We start from the raw sequence: 18,292 nt of genomic DNA on the forward strand, positions 1-18,292 counted from the left end.
TCACGTATGCGGGTAATCTACGGGGGCACCTTCGATCCGGTTCACAACGGCCACCTGCGTCTTGCGGTAGAACTCCGGGAGATGCTGGCGGTGCCGGAGCTGGCGCTGGTGCCCTGTCACATCCCACCGCACCGTGCCCATCCAGGGGCGGGCAGTCAGGAGCGGCTGGAGCTTCTGCAGCTGGCCGTCGCGGGTGAGCCTGGCTTGGTAGTCGATGACCGGGAGCTCGCACGAGGCGGTGCATCCTATACCGCCGATACGCTGCGCCAGGTACGCTCAGAGGTTGGGGCCGACGAGCCAGTGGTTCTGGTGATGGGGGCCGATGCGTTCGCTGGCTTTGATCGCTGGCGCGATTGGCAGGCCATACCCGAGCTGGCCCATGTCCTGGTGGTTGCAAGGCCGGGGTATGCTTTTGACCCTGACAGCGTTCCTGCTGGCCTGCTCAGAACCCGAGGGTGCGGCTCAGCTAAGGAGCTGGCGTCGGCACCTTGTGGGCTGTTTCTGTATCAGGCGTTGCCATTGCTGGATATTTCGGCAACGGCGGTCCGCGAAAAAATTTGTAAGGGCCTTTCTCCCCGCTACCTTTTGCCGGATGTGGTCTGGCAGGAAATTCAGCGGCGGGAGCTGTATGGATTCCGTCTGCCGCAGGGCAATCTTTAGTGCTACAATCCGGGCTTGTGTAGAAATTCAGCGCCGGAGGACCCATCCCCGGCCGCTCAACAGGGTGATTATGCAGGCAGAGCAGCTTAAAGATCTGGTGGTAAATGCACTGGAAGACGTGAAGGCAAAGGACATCAGCGTCATTGATGTCAAAGACCGAACCAGTGTGACCGACTATATGGTATTGGCGTCCGGTACCTCAAACCGGCACGTGAAATCGCTGGCGGACTCCGTCATCGGAGAAGCCAAGGAACAGGGCGTCCGTGCCGCCAATGTCGAAGGGGCCAATGCCAGCGACTGGATTCTGGTGGATCTGGGTGACGTGGTGGTTCATGTGATGATGCCGGCGACCCGGGAGTTCTACGATCTGGAGCGTTTTTGGCGAGACTCTCCGGATCTGGGCGCAGCAGGCAGCGAATAAATGCGGCTACGCATGCTCTGCGTCGGCCAGAAGATGCCCGACTGGGTGAATCAGGGCTATTCCGATTATGCCCGCCGCATGCCGGCGGAGCTTTCCCTAGACCTCACTGAGATTCCCATGGCTCACCGGGGCAAGAACCCGGACATTCCCCGTCTGATGCAAAAGGAAGGGGAAGCACTGCTGACGGCCGCCGGCCCTCGGGACCGCGTAGTTGCCATGGAAGTGGGAGGGCGTGCCTGGTCGACTGAGCAGTTGGCCAGCCAGCTCGAGAAATGGCAGCAGGATGGTCGGGACGTCTGCTTCATGGTGGGCGGCCCCGACGGCCTTCCTGCGGCTTGCCGCGATCGTGCCGATCAACTCTGGTCACTGTCTCCCCTGACGTTGCCTCACCCTTTGGTGCGTATTCTGCTCGCTGAGCAGTTGTATCGCGCCTGGAGCATTACCCGCAATCACCCATATCACCGAGCCTAGGTAACGTCATGCCCTGGGGTGAGTTCAAAGATACCGCCGCTGAACGGCGCCTGTTTCAGCGCCGAACCTTGGTGGCCCTGGCGTTCGTTCTGCTCATGCTAGGCGGGCTACTGGCCCGCATGTACCAGTTGCAGATTGTCGAGCACCAGACCTACATCACCTTATCGGACAAGAACCGGGTTCAGGTCCAGTCGGTGCCGCCTACTCGTGGGTTGATCTACGACCGCAATGGCGAATTGCTGGCGGAAAACCGCCCCGTCTTCAGCGTTACCATCGTTCCAGAGCGCGTACCTGCGATTGATGACACCCTGGCCTCACTGGCTCGCCTGATTGATGTTTCCGAGGAAGAGCTGGAGCGCTTTGAGCGGCGGTTACGGGAGCCGCGCAGGCCCTACCAGGAATTGCCGTTGCGGTATGACCTGACGGAAGAGGACATCGCTGCCCTGGCGGTGCATCGCCATGAACTGCCTGGCGTGGAAGTATCGGCGGAACTGGTACGCTATTACCCCTATGGTGAAATCACTTCCCACGCCTTGGGCTACGTGGGCAGGATTAACCGAGAGGAACTCCAGACCATTGATTCGGTGAACTATGCCGGCACCAACTACATTGGCAAGTCCGGAATAGAGCGTTTCTATGAGGCCCAGCTCCATGGTCAGGTGGGCTACCAGCACGTGGAGACCAATGCTCGGGGGCGCACCCTGAGAGTACTCGCTCGTGAAAATCCGGTACCCGGGGAGGACTTGCGTCTTCATCTTGATCTGCGGATGCAGCGGCTTGCCTACAGCCTTCTTGATGGCCGGCGGGGCGCCATTGTTGCCATGGAGCCAGAAACTGGAGGCTTGCTGGCCCTGGCCAGTGTGCCCGGGTTCGATGCCAACCTGTTCGTAACCGGCATCAGTGTGGCCGCCTACCGGGAACTGAGTACCTCCCACGATAAGCCGCTGTTCAACCGTGCATTGCGGGGGCAATACCCGCCGGGCTCAACCATCAAACCGATGATGGCGGTGGCCGCACTGGACAGTGGTGTGACCACCCGCGAACGCCAGGTCTGGGATCCTGGTTACTTTCAGCTGCAAGCCGGTGGCCGACGTTACCGGGACTGGAAGCGGGGCGGCCATGGTTGGGTGGATTTGACCCTCTCCATGGCTCAGTCCTGCGACATCTATTACTACGATGCCGCGGTACGGATGGGTGTGGATACCATGTATCAGTACCTGCATGAGTTCGGCTTTGGAGACGACACCTCGCTGGATGTCAGCGGAGCTTTGTCGGGACTGCTGCCCTCCCGGGACTGGAAACAGGCGGTGCGCAACGAGCCCTGGTATCCCGGAGACTCGGTAAACATGGGCATCGGCCAGGGCTTCATGCTGTCGACCCCATTGCAGCTGGCGGCCGCAACGGCGGTCATTGCCAATCGCGGGCACTGGGCTCAGCCTCGCCTGTTGATGGGGGTTGATGGAGACCTCTCGCTCGAGGAAGTCCTGCCGCCGGAAACCCGAACAGATATTGTGCTGAAGAATCAGGACGACTGGGAATTCGTGATCGACTCCATGGCGGAGGTCATGCATGGGCGCCGCGGTACCGCCCGCCGCGCAGCCGAGGGTGCCCCTTATCGTATGGCCGGAAAGACCGGCACTGCGCAGGTGTTCAGTCTGGCTCAGGACGAGGAGTATGACGCCGAGGAAGTTCGTGAGCGGCTGCGGGACCACGCCTTGTTTGTCGGCTTCGCCCCCCTGGATGATCCCAAGATCGCTGTGGCGGTGATTGTTGAAAACGGCGGCGGCGGAAGCAGTACCGCTGCACCGGTGGCCCGGGCGATGTTCGATGCGTGGTTACTGGGCTTTCCTGAAGACATTGATAACGTTGAAGTAGAGCCGGTAAGGGTGGAGGGCGAATGATGCGGGCCAGCGGTTTCTTGTCCCCGACACCTGACCGTGGGTTTACCCGGCAGAAAAGCATTTGGTCGGTGTTACACCTCGACCCCATATTGCTCCTGCTCTTGTTCCTGCTGGTTGGCGGGGGGATGTTTGTACTGTACAGCGGAGCGGACCGGAACCTGGAGATGCTAAAGGCCCAGGGTATCCGTATGGCCGTGGCGTTTGCGGTGATGCTGGTGTTTGCCCAGCTGGACCCCTCGGTGTACCGGCGGTGGGCGCCGTGGTTGTATCTCATTGGGCTTGGCGCTCTGATCGCAGTGCTGCTGGTGGGGGTTGGCGCCAAGGGGGCTCAGCGTTGGCTGGCGTTGCCGGGGCTGCCACGCTTTCAGCCCTCAGAGTTGATGAAGCTGGTGGTGCCGATTATGGCGGCCTGGTTCCTGTCCCGACATTACATTCCCCCACGGCTGACCCATGTGGCAGTGGCACTGGCGATCGTGCTGGTGCCAATGGCGCTGATTATCAAACAGCCTGACCTGGGAACCGCCTTGCTGGTTGGAACGGCAGGCTTGTTTGTGGTGTTTTTTGCAGGCATCAGCTGGAAGCTGATCGCGGCCTTTGTGGGGATGGTCTCGGTGGCGGCGCCAATGATGTGGTTCTTCGTCATGCGCGATTACCAGAAGCAGCGAGTGCTGACGCTGCTGGACCCACAAAGCGATCCGTTGGGCGCCGGCTGGAACATCATCCAGTCCAAGACGGCCATCGGATCCGGGGGCTGGAGTGGCAAAGGTTGGTTGCAGGGAACCCAGTCGCACCTCGAATTCCTGCCGGAAAGCCACACCGACTTCATCGTGGCAGTGCTTGCCGAGGAGTTCGGCTTTGTCGGTATGCTCGCACTGCTTGGGCTATACCTGCTGATTCTGTTCCGTTGCATGTACATTGCCGTCAATGCTCAGGATTCGTTCGGGCGTCTGGTGGCTGGCGCGTTGACGATGACGTTTTTTATCTACATTTTCGTCAACATCGGTATGGTCAGTGGCTTGCTGCCGGTGGTTGGTGTGCCGCTGCCGCTGATCAGCTATGGAGGAACGTCCAGTGTGACCTTGCTGGCGGCGTTTGGGGTGTTGATGTCGATCCAGACCCACCGCCGGATGATTGGCGCCTAGCCGGAGCCATCGCTATAGGGTTGTTTCCAGGGAGCAGGTGGACGCAGGGTAATGGTTGGCCATGTTGCCGCCATGTTAAGGTACCCAGCCTTGAGCGGGAGTGACTGAGAAGGACGGACAGAGTTGGACAGACCGGTTTTAAAAAGAAGCGGAATCACCAGGGTGGTGTTGCTGGCCTTGCTCTGGGGTGTGGCGCTGGACGGAGTTGCGGGTTATGGCCAGCAACCCGATGGGCAGCGTTTCATTGCGGAAATGGCCGGACAGTACGGTTTTGAGCCTGAGCGGATCCAGGGTTGGCTGGACCAGGCTGAGCGTAATGAGCGGATTCTGGAATCGATCGCCCGTCCCGCCGAAAAGTCCCTCGAATGGCATGAGTATCGTGGGATATTCATGCGCAGTGAGCGTATCAGCCAGGGGCACGAGTTTCTTGCTGAACACCGGGACGCCTTCGCGCGTGCCGAGGTTGAGTTTGGCGTGCCCGCAGAGGTCATTGCGGCCATTATCGGCGTTGAAACCTGGTATGGGCGGTACCGCGGCAACTATCGCGTGATTGATGCGCTGAGCACCCTGGCGTTTGACTACCCACCCCGCAGCCGCTTTTTCCGAAGTGAACTTGCCCAGTTTTTCCTGATGGCCCGGGAGCAGGGCTTCGACCCGCTGGAGCTGCAGGGTTCTTACGCCGGGGCGATGGGGTACGGTCAGTTCATTGCCAGCAGCTACCGTCACTACGCTATTGACTTTGATGGAGACGGCGTAGCCGATATCCTCAATAACCCGGTGGATGCCATCGGCAGTGTGGCAAATTACTTTCACGCCCATCGCTGGCTACCGGGGCAACCGGTTGCCGAGCGTGTGCAGCAGGACCTGCCAGAGGATTCTCCACTGCTCACCAGGGAACTTAAGCCCCGATTGGCAATCACGGATTATCTGGACGCGGGGTTGCGGCTTGGTGCGGGTTTGCCGACCGATGCGCCTGCCCGTGCAATCCGGTTAAATGGGGACAATGGCGCAGAACTCTGGATGACCTACCATAATTTCTATGTCATAACCCGATATAATCATAGTCACCTGTATGCCATGGCGGTGAAGGAGTTGTCCGACGCGCTGGCAACGCAGGGTATGGAACAGGAAGCCGGTTCATCGTGAAGGTAACCCCCTTGCCCTATAGACAACGAATGCTGGTGGTTTTGGCTGTGTTGGCCGCTATGCTGACTGGCTGTGCCTCTTCGCCCCCGCCGTCGCGCTACTCGATAACCCAGGACAGGGCGCCGGAGGGTGGTTTTGATGCCACCGGGCTGCAGGATGCGGTGCCCCGGTATGAACCGGCGAGGACGGCCGGTAACCGCTCGCCCTACACGGTTTGGGGCAAGCAGTACACGGTAATGAGCGATGCCCGCGGCTATGTGGAGCAGGGTACTGCCAGCTGGTATGGCGAAAAATTCCATGGCCACCAGACCTCCAATGGCGAAATCTTCGACATGTACAGCATGTCGGCGGCGCACAAGAGTTTGCCCATTCCCTGCTATGCCAGGGTGACGAACCTTGATAACGGACGCAGCGTCATTGTCCGGGTCAACGACCGGGGGCCGTTCCACGGCGACCGCTTGATTGATCTGTCCTACGCCGCAGCGATCAAGCTGGGTTACCAGGCCCAGGGAACTGCCCGGGTGGAGGTGGCGGCCATTACCGTGACCCCTGACGGTGTTGCCCGGGTGGCGGGTGAGTCGGCTCCGCTGAGCACCGACGGTGCTGCTACAGGGGCGCCAGGGCTGTTTGTCCAGCTGGGTTCGTTTTCCCATGCGGCACCGGCCCGACTGATGGCCGAGCAGGCTGAAGCCTTGGTGTCATCTGCGGTTCGGGTGCGGGAAGTGGAGACCGCATCAGGTCGTTTCCACCGAGTCCAGGTGGGGCCGTTCCAGGATTCCAGCGAGGCCCAGAGAACCTTGCAGCAACTGGCGGATAACGGCTTTAGGGAGTCGATCTTGCTGACCGACAACCGTTAAATGACGAATGGCCAGCTGATGCACTGAAAGGCTGGCGCCTAAATAAAACAGTAAACCTCAACTATGAATGGACCCATGTCACACACAACTGCTTTTCGCTCACTGATCGTCTTCCTGCTTGTTGTACTGGTGCCTGCCGTGGCATCAGCGCAGCAGCCGCTGTTAATTCCTTCGCCCCCGCAAATCGGCGCCAGCTCCTACGTGCTGATGGATCCGCGCAGTGGCGACGTCATTATGGAACACAACAGCCATGAGCGCCTGCCGCCAGCCAGTCTGACCAAGATGATGACGGCCTACATTGTTGAGCGGGAACTGGCCGAAGGCCGCATTTCCATGGACGACATGGTGCCCATCAGCGTCAACGCCTGGCGCACTGAAGGCTCCCGAACCTTCGTCCGGGAAGGTACCCAGGTCCGGGTTGAGGACTTGTTGAAAGGAGTGGTGATCCAGTCTGGCAATGATGCCTCTGTCGCCCTGGCAGAGTTTGTGGCCGGTAGTGAGGCGGCGTTTACGGACATCATGAACCAGCAGGCTCAACTTCTGGGTATGAAGGACTCCCATTTTGCCAATGCGACCGGCTTGCCGGAGTCAGACCATTTTTCAACGGCGTTTGACCTGGCGCTCCTGGCCAAGGCCATTATCAACGACTATCCGGAAAATTACGGAATTTACGCTGAGAAGCACTTCACCTATAACAACATTCGTCAGCCTAACCGAAATGCACTGTTGTGGCGTGATCCCAGTGTCGATGGCCTGAAAACGGGCCATACCGACGAAGCCGGGTTTTGCCTGGTGGCGTCTGCAGTTCGCAATGACACCCGCCTGATTGGTGTTGTGATGGGGACGCCGAGCAATGAAGCGCGAGCCCAGGAAGTACAGAAGATGCTGAACTATGGCTTCCGTTACTACGAGTCAGCCAAGCTGTTCAGTGCCGGCCAGCAGCTGCTGGACAGCCCGGTTTGGGGCGGGCAGCAGAATGAATTGGCCCTTGGTGTGAAGGACGAAGTTTTCGTCACCATTCCCCGTGGTTCAAAGGATGCCCTGGAGTCTGTGGTGGACATTGACACGGTCATCAAGGCGCCGGTGTCCATTGGCGATGAGCTGGGCCGGATTCGGGTATCCCTGAATGGTGAAGTGTTGCTGGACGAGCCGGTGCTGGCCTTGCAGGACATTCCGGAAGGCGGTTTGTTCAAGCGTCTGTGGGATGCCATCAAACTGTTCTTTGTGCAGCTGTTCTCTTGATCCGTTGCCCAAGCTGAGAGAAGCCTGAATCATGACTGAACCCAAAGCGCCCAAGATTGAGTTTCCCTGTGACTACGTCATCAAGGTGATTGGAACCGCTGCGCCGGACTTTGAGGAATTTGTGCGCGCGGTGGTGGAGAACCATGCGCCGGGGATCAAAGATGAGCACGTGACTGTGGTCGATAGCCGCAATGCCCGGTTCTGCTCGGTCCGGCTGCAGATTGTTGCAACTGGCGAACCCCAGCTTAAGGCCCTGTTCGAAGAACTAAAGGCCAGTGGCCGTGTTCACATGGTGCTGTGACTGGTGACTGAGCTGGTTATTCGCTCCTTGGGCCTGCAGCCTTACGAGGCGGTTTGGGAGGCCATGAAAACGTTCACCGCTGACCGTGACAAGGGCACGGTGGACGAGCTCTGGTGCCTGGAGCATCCACAGGTGTTTACGCAGGGGCAGGCGGGCAAAGCTGAGCATATTCTGAACCCCGGCGACATACCTGTAGTTCAGGTTGACCGTGGAGGGCAGGTGACGTACCACGGTCCCGGCCAATTGGTGATTTACCTGTTGATTGATCTCAGCCGCGCCGGGCTGGGTGTGCGTGTGCTGGTGGACCATATCGAGCAGGCGATTGTGGATACCCTTGCGGAACTGGGTATTGAAGCCGCGCCACGTGCTGACGCGCCTGGGGTCTATGTCGGGGGTGCCAAGATCGCATCACTGGGACTTCGGGTTCGTCGTGGTTGTTCGTTTCACGGGTTGGCATTGAACATCGACATGGATATGTCACCCTTTACCCGGATAAACCCTTGCGGCTATTCAGGGATGGCCATGTGCCAGGTGTCTGATTTCGCTCCGCAAGCCAGCGTGGATGCAATTTCCCGGTCGTTATCCGGGCATTTGGCGAAACGGCTGGAAGCGGGGCAGGTCAGCCGCGTTGACGGCTGGTAAGGACGGGTTTGCTGTCCCCGTGCTCACAGACCTTGTCGCGTCCCAGGTTCTTGGCGCGATAGAGCGCTTCGTCGGCTCGCTGTAAAACGCGTTCAATGGACTCTGAACCCTCAATCGACGCAACACCAATGCTGATGGTGGAGCGGATGCTTTGGTTACCATACTCGATATCCTGAGACGCTACGGACTGGCGGATTCGCTCGGCAATCTGGAAAGCCTCCCGGGTATCGGTCTCCGGCAACACCACCAGAAATTCTTCCCCTCCCCAGCGCGCGACGATATCGACCTTCCGGCACTCGTTAACCAGGGTTCTGGCGACCAGTTTGATCATCAGGTCTCCAGCCTGATGCCCAAAGTTGTCGTTCACTTTCTTGAACAAATCAATGTCCATCAACAGGACCGAAAATACCCGGTTGTTACGCAGGTACCGTTCGTACTCGTCCTCGATACGGGAGTGGCCCTCCCGCCGGTTGAACAGCCCGGTGAGGGCATCATGTTTGGCGGCGAATTCGAACTCTGAGGCAAGCTGGAGTAACCGTTGCTTGCTGCGACGCCGGCTTTGGTCGAGGGCGTAACAGGACACCATTTCAAAACCCAGCGCGGACAGCATCAGCAGGCGAAATGTTGCCGTGTAGGGAGTCTGCGCAACCAGTTCGCCCAGTGGGCTGAACAGCAGCGCCAGCGCCACCCAGCCCCCGACACAGCTGTACAGGCCAACCCGCTGGTTGCCTATGTAGAAGACGACCGGGGGGTAGGCGAACAGCCACAGCACTCCGGCACCGTCTTCCACCGCAAATACGGCAAGGAACGAAAACAGCAGGGTGATCAGGGCTATAAACCCGTTGCGCAGCCAGGCTTCGTTGGCCGTGATGGCATAGGCCAGGGCGTTTGCGGTCAGCAGGGTGGCGAACGTGGCCAGGACGTAGAGGGTGAGCAGGTTTCCCTGCATATAACCGCGGAAGCCGAAGAAGCCGAGGGCGCAGACCGCGGATAGGGTGAGCCAGGTAATTAGCGTCGGTACCGGGATTTCACCTTCGATATGGGCGTCGGCCTGGCTATCGTGTGGGGTGTCAGAGTGTTGTATCAGGGCCATATTGCTTTTTTAGTAGTCGCCGTGACAGAAAGCTGTTTTATTATTTTATTGAGTTTCTAGCTTAACGTTTATCAAGCACCTTGAATGTAGAAAATCGTAAATATTCATGGAAGTTGGTGTTTACTTGCTTTGAGGCTCTGTTAATCCGAGCCCGGAGAGAGTTTGTTCAATGGCCGAAGTGTCGCGTGGGCGCTGGCTAAGCAGTAACCGGCGGCTCTCGCTTTATCAGTATAATGACCAGCGGCAACAGGCTTCCTACATTCGCATATCCCCTCCAGCCTGGGGTAACGGCTTCGGAAAGGATTTCATGGCGTCCAAGAAAAGTGGCAACACCGTATCCCGCATCAAAACCGGCAGTTTCGAACGTCGGCTTTCGCTGACCCGTGCTGGCCTGTTCGCAGGTACCCGCATGGCTTCGCACATGGCCACGAACTGGTTGAGCAGCAAGGAAAACCGTGAGCGGCGCCACCGGGAGATGTTGTCCCGCCAGGCTGAGTTTCTGGTGGATGAGTTGGGCAAGCTCAAAGGCAGTGTGGTCAAGATCGGGCAGGTCATGGCGCTCTACGGCGAGCATTTTTTGCCAGAAGAAGTCACCGAGGCCCTCCACACCCTGGAAGATCAGACCACGTCCCTCGAATGGAAGGCGATCCAACAGGTGTTGGAACGGGAATTGGGTGCGGCGCGACTGGCAGAGCTCGATGTGGACCCGGAACCCATTGGCGCTGCCTCCCTCGGCCAGGTACACCGGGCACGGCGTCGTAGTGACGGTCTGGAGCTGGTGCTTAAGGTGCAGTACCCCGGGGTGGCCGATGCCATCGACAGCGACTTGAATGCCGTTGCCCAGTTGTTGCGGGTTGCTCGTCTGGTCTCCATTGGCCCCGAATTTGAAGACTGGCTGGAAGAAGTCCGGGTGATGATGCATCGGGAAGTGGACTACCGTCTCGAGGCCGAAACCACGGAGCGTTTTCGCCAGATGCTGGCAAACGATGCGCGGTTTGTGGTGCCTCGTGTGTTGCAGGAATATTCAACCTCCCACCTGATGGCATCCACCTATGAACCCGGCCATTCGGTGAGTTCTGTGGCAGTCCGTGAACTGCCGCTGGAACGGCGGAGTGAATTGGGCAAGGCGGCGTTGGAGTTGTTCCTGGAGGAGCTGTTTGTCTGGGGCGAGATCCAGACCGACCCCAATTTTGGTAATTACCGCATCCGGATTGCCGGGGAGCCGGGCTGCGATCCCCAGCGGGATCAGATTGTGCTGTTGGATTTCGGCGCGGTCCAGAGCTATCCGGAAAGTTTCCTGACACCGGTGAAACGGATGATCCAGGCGTCCTATGAAGGCAATCGGGAAGCCATGATAGAGGGCGCGGTTAACCTCGGATTCATGAGCCGGGACTGGCCCCAGGACGTGCTCGACACGTTTGCCGAGGTCTGTATGTCGGTGTTGGAACCCTTGCTGCCAGACCAGGGGCAATGGCCCGAGCACGCGGTGAACAGTGAGGGGCAGTATCGCTGGAAACAGAGCGACCTGCCGTCAAGGGTCGCCCGTCAGGCAGCCCGGTCGGCCATCAGCCGTTATTTCCGAATACCACCCAAGGAATTTGTGTTCCTGAACCGCAAGCTGATTGGTGTCTACACGTTCATTTCGGTGCTGTGTTCGGAGTTCAACGGTGAGGAACTGCTTCGTTCCTACCTTTACCAGGAGTCGGAAACCTCACCCTCCTGACCTTTGCGCTCAACCGGGCATCAGTTCCCGAATGACTCAAGGACAATCCAAAGCACGACGGCATAGCGGGCCCCCTTGCCAATGGCGACCAAGGTAATGAAGGTCGGCCAGGGTACCCGCATTATCCCTCCCACCAGCGTCAAGACATCCCCGCCCACGGGCAACCATCCCAATAGCAAGGACCACTCGCCATAGCGCAGGTAGCGTGTTCGGGCCTTTTCCATCTGCTCCGGGGAGAACGGAAACCAGCGCCGATTCTGGAACCGCTCTACCTGTCGTCCCAGAATGCCATTCACCACCGACCCCAGAGTGTTGCCCAGGGTGGCCCAGAACCACAGCCACCAGACGGAGTAGCCCTGGGTGACCAGACCACCAAATAGCACCTCGGAATAGGCAGGTAACAAAGTCGCTGCTAAAAAAGCGGTGACAAACAGACTCAGGTATACCAAATTGGCCTCTTTTCGACAGTTATGGCGAAGTTGGCTGTACGCCGCTAACCTAATGAGTGACAAGCGATTCTACAAAGGTTTTCCGATTCATGAAAAAACAATCCCTCAAACTGAAGCTGTACACGCTGGTGATTGCCCTGCTGCTGGTGATGGGGGGGAGCATGATGATCACGGCTCAGCGCTCGCTTGGGAATATGGAGGCAGAGCTGACTCAGGCCACATCGACCATGGTGCAGGATATCGTGATGAAACGGTTGTCTGCCACTGCCGCCCGCTATGGCGAAGAAGTCAGCGGGATGTTCAACAGTGCCTTCAGGACACCGGGCGTGTTGAGGTACGTGATCGAAGAGAACGTGAAGGCTGACCGCTACAACCGCATCAGCCGCCCGGCCCTGATGGCCATTATCGGCGGGGTGCTGGAGTCGGAGCCCGGCATGAGTTCCATCTATGCCCAGTTCGAGCCGGATGGCTACGATGGTGAGGATCGCTATTTTACCGAAGGGGTGGAAGAGTACAGCAGTGATGCGGGCACCCTTGAAATCTATTTTTACCGTGACCAGGATGGCCAGGTGCAGTTCAGTCGTACCGAGGATCCCAGCGAAAAATATGTGGACGAGCGTAACGAGTTCGGAATACGGGAAGCCGAATGGTATCTCTGTTCTATGGACTCGTTGGCACCGTGCATCATGGAACCCTACGAGTATGAGATTTCAGAGGGTTACAGCGAACTGATGACCAGCCTGGTGGCGCCGATACTCAATGGCGAGGGGAGCTTTGTCGGGGTTACCGGGGTGGATATCAACTTGACCACCCTGCAGCAGGCCATCATCGGGGTGAGCAAGGAACTGTACGATGGTCAATCACGGGTTACTCTGCTCAGCGAAAAGGGACTGGTTGCGGCGGCAAGCCATTACGGGGACTTTCTGGGCCGGCCACTGAACGAAGCTGTCCCGGAGCTGGCTGACGCCCTGGTCAACCTGCATCGTGGTGAACGCTCCTTCGACGACGGAGAGGTGCTCGCGGTTGCCTTTCCCATTGAATTTGACGATACCGATGCGGTCTGGTCGCTGGTGATTCAGTTACCACGACAAGCGGCGCTGGCGGAGCTGGATGCTATTCGTTCACTGCTATCGGAACAGGTAGCGACAACGGCGCAGCGACAGCTGTTGGTCGGCGTGGTTGTCTCGCTGCTGGCGATCGCGGTGTTGATCCTGCTGGTGCGCTCGGTCACCCGGCCACTGGATGAAATCAGCGCCCGCATGCAGAACCTGGCGGGCGCGGAAGGCGACCTGACCCGGGAATTAAAGATTGATACTCATGCCGAGTTGATTGCCCTTGCCGGTGGGTTCAATCGCTTCCTTGGGCGCCTGCGAACCATGATCAATGATCTGAAGGCCGTTGATGTCCAGGTGCAGGCTCAGGCGAGTGATGTTCGTGCCATTGCCGTTGAAACGGACGAAAATACTGAGCGGCAGAGCCAGGAAATCTCCAGTGTGGTCACCGCGATGACCGAGATGTCGGCAACCGCCAATGAGGTCGCCCGCTTCGCCGGTGAAGCTGCAGAGAATGCCCGTCAGGCGCGTGATGGTATCACCTTTACCCAGGCGACCCTGGGGACGGCGGTGACAGGCGTCAGCGCCCTCGCCGGTGACATGGACGAGGCGAGTCAGGCGATCAGCCATGTAGCGAGTCGCAGCGACGACATCAACCGAATCCTGGATGTGATTCGAGGCATCGCCGAGCAGACCAACCTGCTGGCCCTGAACGCGGCGATTGAGGCTGCGCGAGCTGGCGAGCAGGGTCGGGGGTTTGCGGTGGTGGCTGACGAAGTGCGGACCCTGGCGTCGCGAACCCGAGAATCAACGGATGAAATCAGCCAGATGATCGAAGGGCTGCAACAGGAAGTGGGGCAGACCGTGTCGGTGATCCGTGCGGGTGTTGACCGGGCAACCATGGCCGTTGACGGCACTCGTGAAGCGGATCACTCCCTGGCAACGGTGGTTGAGCGCATTGGCGTGATCGTAGAACACGTGACCCAAGTTGCGACGGCCGCAGAGGAGCAAAGTTCAGTCAGTGAGGAGATTAACCAGAACCTGACAGCCATTGGTGATGCAGCCAATGACCTGCGGGCTTTGGCGCAGCGGGTCCGGCACAGTGGCCAGGAACTGGATCGTCAGGTTGATACCCTGCAGCAGGAACTGGGCCGCTTGAAGACCTGAACCAGTCCGGTCATTGGATCTGGCTATCGAGGATATTTGTACGATCAAGTTTTGTTTTCCTGGCGCTGCTGGCATGATGTCCCTCGTGATTCTGGTGCTGGCACTGCCTGGCCAATCGTTGATTAAGTATGAGGGGCGTTTATGGAGCAGGTTACAATTTTTGGTCGTATGTCCTGTGGTTTTTGTGTTCGGGCCAAACAGCTCTGTGAAGTCAAAAACTTCCCATACCGGTTTGTCGATATGATTGCCGAAGGGATCAGCAAGGCAGACCTGGAAAAAACCGTGGGCAAGCCTGTGCAGACCGTGCCGCAGATTTTTGTCGGGGAGCAGCACATTGGCGGGTGTGATGACTTCTTCCAGTATGTGCGTCAGGCAGAGGCCGCCGCCACAGCCGGCTAAGCATGTTCGAATGTGTTGGCCAGAGACAAAAAAGGCGCCTTGAAAGGCGCCTTTTTTATGGCCGGTGCATCAGACCTCGAAGGAGGCCTTCAGCTTCTTCTCAACCAGCTGGTTTTTCAGCTTGGCCACTTTGGGCAGGCCATTCTCGAACGGCGGGAAGGCTTCACCTTCGATCAGCGGCTGCAGGTATTCCCGGCAGTCCTGTGTGATGCCGAAGCCATCATCGGTGATGTAGTGGATTGGCATTTTCTTTTCCTGGTTGGCCACTTCGCTCAGGGGCGCTTCGCCAATGTGCCAGCGGTACGGGGACGCCTGCTCGCGGACAATCGTTGGCATCAGCGCCTGTTTGCCAGCCAGAGCCATTTCCACGGCTGCCTTGCCCACGGTGTAGGCTTGCTCAACATCGGTGGCGGAAGCAATGTGGCGAGCGGAACGCTGCAGGTAGTCGGCGACTGCCCAGTGGTACTTGTGGCCAAGGGCCTGGCGAACCATGTTGGCCAGGGCCGGTGCAACACCGCCGAGCTGGGTGTGACCAAAGGCATCCTTGGCACCAGCGTCGGCAACGAAACGGCCGTCTTCGTATTGGGCGCCTTCAGAGGCTACCACAACACAGTAACCGTAGTTTTCCACGCAATAGTCAACGCGCTTCAGGAAGGCTTCACGGTCGAAGGGCACTTCCGGGAACAGGATGATGTGAGGTGGCTCGCCCTCGCCGTTACCGGCCAGACCGCCGGAGGCTGCAATCCAGCCCGCGTGGCGCCCCATCACCTCAAGGATAAACACCTTGGTGGATGATTCGCTCATGGAGCGGATATCCAGACTGGCTTCCAGAGTGGAGGTGGCAATGTATTTGGCGACGGAACCGAAGCCCGGACAGCAGTCGGTGAACGGCAGGTCGTTATCGACGGTTTTGGGGACGCCGATACAGGTGATCGGGTAACCCATTTTCTCTGCCAGCTGGGAGACCTTGTAAGCCGTATCCTGAGAGTCACCACCGCCGTTATAGAAGAAATAGCCGATGTCGTGGGCCCGGAAAACCTCGATCAGACGCTCGTACTCGCGGCGGTTCTCTGTCAGGTTCTTGAGCTTGTAACGGCAGGAGCCGAATGCGCCGCCCGGAGTGTGCAGCAGGGCCTGGATCGCGTCATCGGTCTCCAGGCTGGTATCGATCAGTTCTTCCCGCAGGGCGCCGATGATTCCGTTGCGACCGGCGTAAACTTTGCCGATTTTATCCGGGTTCTTGCGTGCGGTCTGGATGACCCCGCAAGCGCTGGCGTTGATGACGGCGGTGACCCCACCGGACTGGGCGTAAAACGCGTTCTTGATGGCCATGTTGGCTGGCGCCTCCTGCTGGTTAATCGGTTGCCGCGAATGATACGTCAATTATTGCCAATTTTCATGACGGAGACCCCTTATAACGGGGTCAATTTGCCCTTGACGGTTGCGGGCGTATACGGGAGGCTTGGCACGGTTTATACATCAGGGCTGATTTGACATGCATATTCACATTTTGGGTATCTGCGGCACATTCATGGGGAGCCTGGCAGTATTGGCCAGAGAGCTGGGGCACACCGTCACCGGTTCTGACCAGGGGGTGTACCCGCCCATGAGTACCCAGCTGGAAGCTCAGGGGATCAGCCTGATGGAAGGGTATGACCCAGCCCATCTGGAGCCGGCGCCGGATCTGGTGCTGATCGGCAACGCCATGTCCCGTGGCAACCCGGAAGTGGAAGCGGTGCTGAACCGCAACATCGATTACATGTCTGGCCCGGAGTGGCTGGCCCGGGAAGTGCTGAGCAAACGTTGGGTACTGGCGGTGGCCGGCACCCATGGCAAGACCACCACCACCTCCATGTTACTGTGGATTCTGGAGCAGGCCGGATTTGACCCCGGTTACCTGGTTGGCGGTGTGCCCAAAGATTTTCCGGTTTCTGCGCGCCTTGGCAGCAGTGACTTCTTTGTTATCGAGGCCGACGAGTACGACAGCGCCTTCTTTGATAAGCGCTCCAAGTTTGTCCATTACCGCCCCCGAACCCTCATCCTGAACAACCTTGAGTTTGACCACGCGGACATCTTCGACAACGTCGAAGCCATCGAGCGGCAGTTCCATCATCTGGTGCGGACGGTTCCCTCCCAGGGCTTGTTGGTACGACCTACGCTGGATGAGCACCTCGACAAGGCGCTGGCGATGGGGTGCTGGAGCGGTGTTCAGACAACCGCCGTGGGTAGCGAAAGCGACACGGCTGACTGGCGTGCTGAGCTGCTTTCTGATGATGGCAGCCAATTTGTGGTGGTTCACCATGAGCAGCCGGTGGCGACCGTCAAGTGGAGCCAGACCGGCCTGCACAATGTGCGTAACGCCCTTGCCGCCATAGCAGCTGCCCGCCACGTGGGAGTAACGCCAGACCACGCCATCGCTGCGCTCAACCGGTTCTCCGGCGTCAAACGACGGATGGAGTTGTTGGCGGACATTGACGGTGTGCGGGTCTATGACGACTTCGCCCATCACCCGACAGCGATTGCGACCACCCTTGAAGGGCTGCGTCACCAGGTTGGCGATGAGCCGATTCTGGCGCTGATCGAGCCTCGCTCCAATACCATGCAGCAAGGGGTCCACCAGCAGGCCCTGTTGCCCAGTGCCGGGGCCGCAGACCGGGTATTGTGGGCTAACCTTAATCGATTGGACTGGCTCGAGACCCTGGTGAGCAAGCACCGCGCGGACAGCGGCGACAATGAGACTCATAGCGTGGAGAATTCTGTGGACGACCTGATCGCCCGCACGCTGGAAGAGCTTACCCAGCCTTGCCATATTGTGATCATGAGTAACGGCGGTTTTGGCGGTATTCACCCGAAACTGGTGGCGGCGCTCCAGCATCGGCTTGCCCACTGACCGGTACGCAACGCAAGGATTTGACCCATGGCTGCTGATCCGGCACCGCGCAAGACTATCAACCTGGCGTTTACCGGCGCCTCCGGCGCCCAGTATGGACTGCGCTTGTTGCAGTGCCTGCTGGCCGCGGGGTGCCAGGTTCACCTGATGGTGAGCCGGGCCGCCCAGGTTGTGATCGCCACAGAAACCGAGCTGAAGCTGCCTGGCAGCCCCCAGGCTATGCAAGCCTATCTGACGGAACGATACCAGGCCGAGGCCGGCCAGTTACTGGTATTTGGTCGTGAGGACTGGTTTGCGCCACCGGCATCGGGGTCAGGTGAGGCGGCCCCCCTGGTGGTTTGCCCCTGTAGCACCGGAACTCTGTCGGCGCTGGCGACCGGTGCGAGTAACAACCTCATCGAGCGGGCCGGGGACGTTGCTCTCAAGGAGCGTCGCCCTCTGATTCTGGTGCCCCGGGAAGCGCCGTACTCGGAAATCCACCTTGAAAACATGCTTCGGCTTACCCGTATGGGGGCCACGATCATTCCCGCCAGTCCTGGTTTCTACCACCAACCCCAGTCGGTAGAAGATCTCATCGACTTCATTGTTGCCCGTCTGCTGGACCATCTGGGTGTCGGGCAGGAACTCATGCCCCGTTGGGGCGAGGCTCGCGTTCTCCAGAAACAGAAGCCAGCTAACTGACGGCGGTTTTGGTCACCCGGATTGATGGTTTTCACCATTGAGCAAACACCCATCC

18 protein-coding genes are annotated in these 18,292 nt (G+C 58.8%); 15 read left to right on the forward strand and 3 right to left on the reverse strand.

The annotated features are described in order from the left end of the window. Nucleotides 1-6: 6 nt before the first annotated feature. From nadD to lipB, 10 genes are all read left to right on the forward strand, one after another. A complete protein-coding gene (gene nadD / locus BMZ67_RS17575; protein WP_092026414.1) occupies nt 7-660 on the forward strand; it encodes a nicotinate-nucleotide adenylyltransferase in 654 nt (217 codons plus the stop codon). Between the two features lie 70 nt (nt 661-730). Next, nucleotides 731-1,081 carry a ribosome silencing factor gene (gene rsfS, locus BMZ67_RS17580; RefSeq protein ID WP_092026417.1) on the forward strand — a complete coding sequence of 117 codons (351 nt, stop codon included), beginning with the start codon at nt 731-733 and terminating at the stop codon, nt 1,079-1,081. Next, the gene (rlmH, locus tag BMZ67_RS17585) at nt 1,082-1,552 is read left to right on the forward strand and encodes a 23S rRNA (pseudouridine(1915)-N(3))-methyltransferase RlmH (protein WP_092026419.1); all 471 of its coding nucleotides are present in this window, start codon (nt 1,082-1,084) and stop codon (nt 1,550-1,552) included. An 8-nt stretch (nt 1,553-1,560) separates the two neighbouring features. Continuing rightward, nucleotides 1,561-3,453, forward strand: coding sequence for a penicillin-binding protein 2 (mrdA, locus tag BMZ67_RS17590; RefSeq protein ID WP_092026422.1), 1,893 nt, complete (start codon nt 1,561-1,563; stop codon nt 3,451-3,453). After that, a complete protein-coding gene (gene rodA, locus BMZ67_RS17595; RefSeq protein ID WP_092026590.1) occupies nt 3,453-4,595 on the forward strand; it encodes a rod shape-determining protein RodA in 1,143 nt (380 codons plus the stop codon). Before mrdA ends, rodA begins: the two co-directional genes overlap by 1 nt. A 162-nt stretch (nt 4,596-4,757) precedes the next feature. Continuing rightward, nucleotides 4,758-5,741, forward strand: coding sequence for a lytic murein transglycosylase B (gene mltB / locus BMZ67_RS17600; RefSeq protein ID WP_245750026.1), 984 nt, complete (start codon nt 4,758-4,760; stop codon nt 5,739-5,741). A 29-nt stretch (nt 5,742-5,770) separates the two neighbouring features. Beyond that, complete coding sequence (locus tag BMZ67_RS17605; protein ID WP_092026427.1) at nt 5,771-6,598, forward strand: septal ring lytic transglycosylase RlpA family protein; 828 nt, start codon at nt 5,771-5,773, stop codon at nt 6,596-6,598. A gap of 75 nt (nt 6,599-6,673) precedes the next feature. Next, entirely contained in the window at nt 6,674-7,840 is a 1,167-nt protein-coding gene (locus tag BMZ67_RS17610; protein WP_092026430.1) for a D-alanyl-D-alanine carboxypeptidase family protein, read from the forward strand. Nucleotides 7,841-7,871: 31 nt separating this feature from the next. After that, on the forward strand, nt 7,872-8,141 hold the full coding sequence (locus BMZ67_RS17615; protein WP_092026434.1) for an HP0495 family protein: 270 nt from the start codon (nt 7,872-7,874) through the stop codon (nt 8,139-8,141). Nucleotides 8,142-8,144: 3 nt separating this feature from the next. After that, the gene (gene lipB / locus BMZ67_RS17620) at nt 8,145-8,783 is read left to right on the forward strand and encodes a lipoyl(octanoyl) transferase LipB (protein WP_092026437.1); all 639 of its coding nucleotides are present in this window, start codon (nt 8,145-8,147) and stop codon (nt 8,781-8,783) included. On the opposite strand, the gene BMZ67_RS17625 is transcribed toward lipB, so the two are convergent. Next, nucleotides 8,761-9,876, reverse strand: a complete 1,116-nt coding sequence (locus tag BMZ67_RS17625; RefSeq protein WP_092026440.1) for a GGDEF domain-containing protein — start codon at nt 9,874-9,876, stop codon at nt 8,761-8,763. The two genes, lipB and BMZ67_RS17625, sit on opposite strands and share 23 nt — an antisense overlap. Nucleotides 9,877-10,183: 307 nt before the next feature. Between BMZ67_RS17625 and BMZ67_RS17630 the strand changes: the two genes are divergently transcribed. After that, nucleotides 10,184-11,599 (forward strand): AarF/UbiB family protein, encoded by a 1,416-nt coding sequence (locus BMZ67_RS17630; protein ID WP_092026593.1) that lies wholly within the window; start codon nt 10,184-10,186, stop codon nt 11,597-11,599. 20 nt (nt 11,600-11,619) lie between these two features. On the opposite strand, the gene BMZ67_RS17635 is transcribed toward BMZ67_RS17630, so the two are convergent. Next, nucleotides 11,620-12,048: a YqaA family protein gene (locus BMZ67_RS17635; protein WP_092026443.1), complete on the reverse strand. Its 429-nt coding sequence runs from the start codon at nt 12,046-12,048 to the stop codon at nt 11,620-11,622. 89 nt (nt 12,049-12,137) lie between these two features. Here BMZ67_RS17635 and BMZ67_RS17640 point away from each other — a divergent pair, with 89 nt between their 5' ends. Continuing rightward, nucleotides 12,138-14,267, forward strand: a complete 2,130-nt coding sequence (locus BMZ67_RS17640; protein ID WP_092026445.1) for a methyl-accepting chemotaxis protein — start codon at nt 12,138-12,140, stop codon at nt 14,265-14,267. A gap of 141 nt (nt 14,268-14,408) precedes the next feature. Beyond that, on the forward strand, nt 14,409-14,666 hold the full coding sequence (locus BMZ67_RS17645) for a GrxA family glutaredoxin (RefSeq protein WP_092026448.1): 258 nt from the start codon (nt 14,409-14,411) through the stop codon (nt 14,664-14,666). Nucleotides 14,667-14,735: 69 nt separating this feature from the next. Here BMZ67_RS17645 and BMZ67_RS17650 read toward each other — a convergent pair whose 3' ends face one another. Beyond that, entirely contained in the window at nt 14,736-15,998 is a 1,263-nt protein-coding gene (locus BMZ67_RS17650) for a 6-phosphofructokinase (protein WP_092026451.1), read from the reverse strand. A gap of 163 nt (nt 15,999-16,161) precedes the next feature. On the opposite strand from BMZ67_RS17650, the gene mpl reads away from it, so the two are divergent. After that, nucleotides 16,162-17,556, forward strand: a complete 1,395-nt coding sequence (gene mpl / locus BMZ67_RS17655) for a UDP-N-acetylmuramate:L-alanyl-gamma-D-glutamyl-meso-diaminopimelate ligase (RefSeq protein WP_092026454.1) — start codon at nt 16,162-16,164, stop codon at nt 17,554-17,556. Nucleotides 17,557-17,583: 27 nt separating this feature from the next. Continuing rightward, entirely contained in the window at nt 17,584-18,237 is a 654-nt protein-coding gene (locus BMZ67_RS17660; RefSeq protein ID WP_092026456.1) for a flavin prenyltransferase UbiX, read from the forward strand. The last annotated feature ends 55 nt before the right edge of the window (nt 18,238-18,292 follow it).

This window comes from Marinobacter zhejiangensis (assembly GCF_900114775.1).
Taxonomy (GTDB): Bacteria; Pseudomonadota; Gammaproteobacteria; order Pseudomonadales; family Oleiphilaceae; genus Marinobacter; species Marinobacter zhejiangensis.

Bases quoted from the DNA above. Each gene is read 5' to 3' on its own strand.
- nadD (WP_092026414.1), top strand. From the start codon at position 7: ATGCGGGTAATCTACGGGGGCACCTTCGATCCGGTTCACAACGGCCAC.
- rsfS (WP_092026417.1), top strand. From the start codon at position 731: ATGCAGGCAGAGCAGCTTAAAGATCTGGTGGTAAATGCACTGGAAGAC.
- rlmH (WP_092026419.1), top strand. From the start codon at position 1,082: ATGCGGCTACGCATGCTCTGCGTCGGCCAGAAGATGCCCGACTGGGTG.
- mrdA (WP_092026422.1), top strand. From the start codon at position 1,561: ATGCCCTGGGGTGAGTTCAAAGATACCGCCGCTGAACGGCGCCTGTTT.
- rodA (WP_092026590.1), top strand. From the start codon at position 3,453: ATGCGGGCCAGCGGTTTCTTGTCCCCGACACCTGACCGTGGGTTTACC.
- BMZ67_RS17605 (WP_092026427.1), top strand. From the start codon at position 5,771: ATGCTGGTGGTTTTGGCTGTGTTGGCCGCTATGCTGACTGGCTGTGCC.
- BMZ67_RS17610 (WP_092026430.1), top strand. From the start codon at position 6,674: ATGTCACACACAACTGCTTTTCGCTCACTGATCGTCTTCCTGCTTGTT.
- BMZ67_RS17615 (WP_092026434.1), top strand. From the start codon at position 7,872: ATGACTGAACCCAAAGCGCCCAAGATTGAGTTTCCCTGTGACTACGTC.
- BMZ67_RS17625 (WP_092026440.1), bottom strand. From the start codon at position 9,876: ATGGCCCTGATACAACACTCTGACACCCCACACGATAGCCAGGCCGAC.
- BMZ67_RS17630 (WP_092026593.1), top strand. From the start codon at position 10,184: ATGGCGTCCAAGAAAAGTGGCAACACCGTATCCCGCATCAAAACCGGC.
- BMZ67_RS17640 (WP_092026445.1), top strand. From the start codon at position 12,138: ATGAAAAAACAATCCCTCAAACTGAAGCTGTACACGCTGGTGATTGCC.
- BMZ67_RS17645 (WP_092026448.1), top strand. From the start codon at position 14,409: ATGGAGCAGGTTACAATTTTTGGTCGTATGTCCTGTGGTTTTTGTGTT.
- BMZ67_RS17650 (WP_092026451.1), bottom strand. From the start codon at position 15,998: ATGGCCATCAAGAACGCGTTTTACGCCCAGTCCGGTGGGGTCACCGCC.
- mpl (WP_092026454.1), top strand. From the start codon at position 16,162: ATGCATATTCACATTTTGGGTATCTGCGGCACATTCATGGGGAGCCTG.
- BMZ67_RS17660 (WP_092026456.1), top strand. From the start codon at position 17,584: ATGGCTGCTGATCCGGCACCGCGCAAGACTATCAACCTGGCGTTTACC.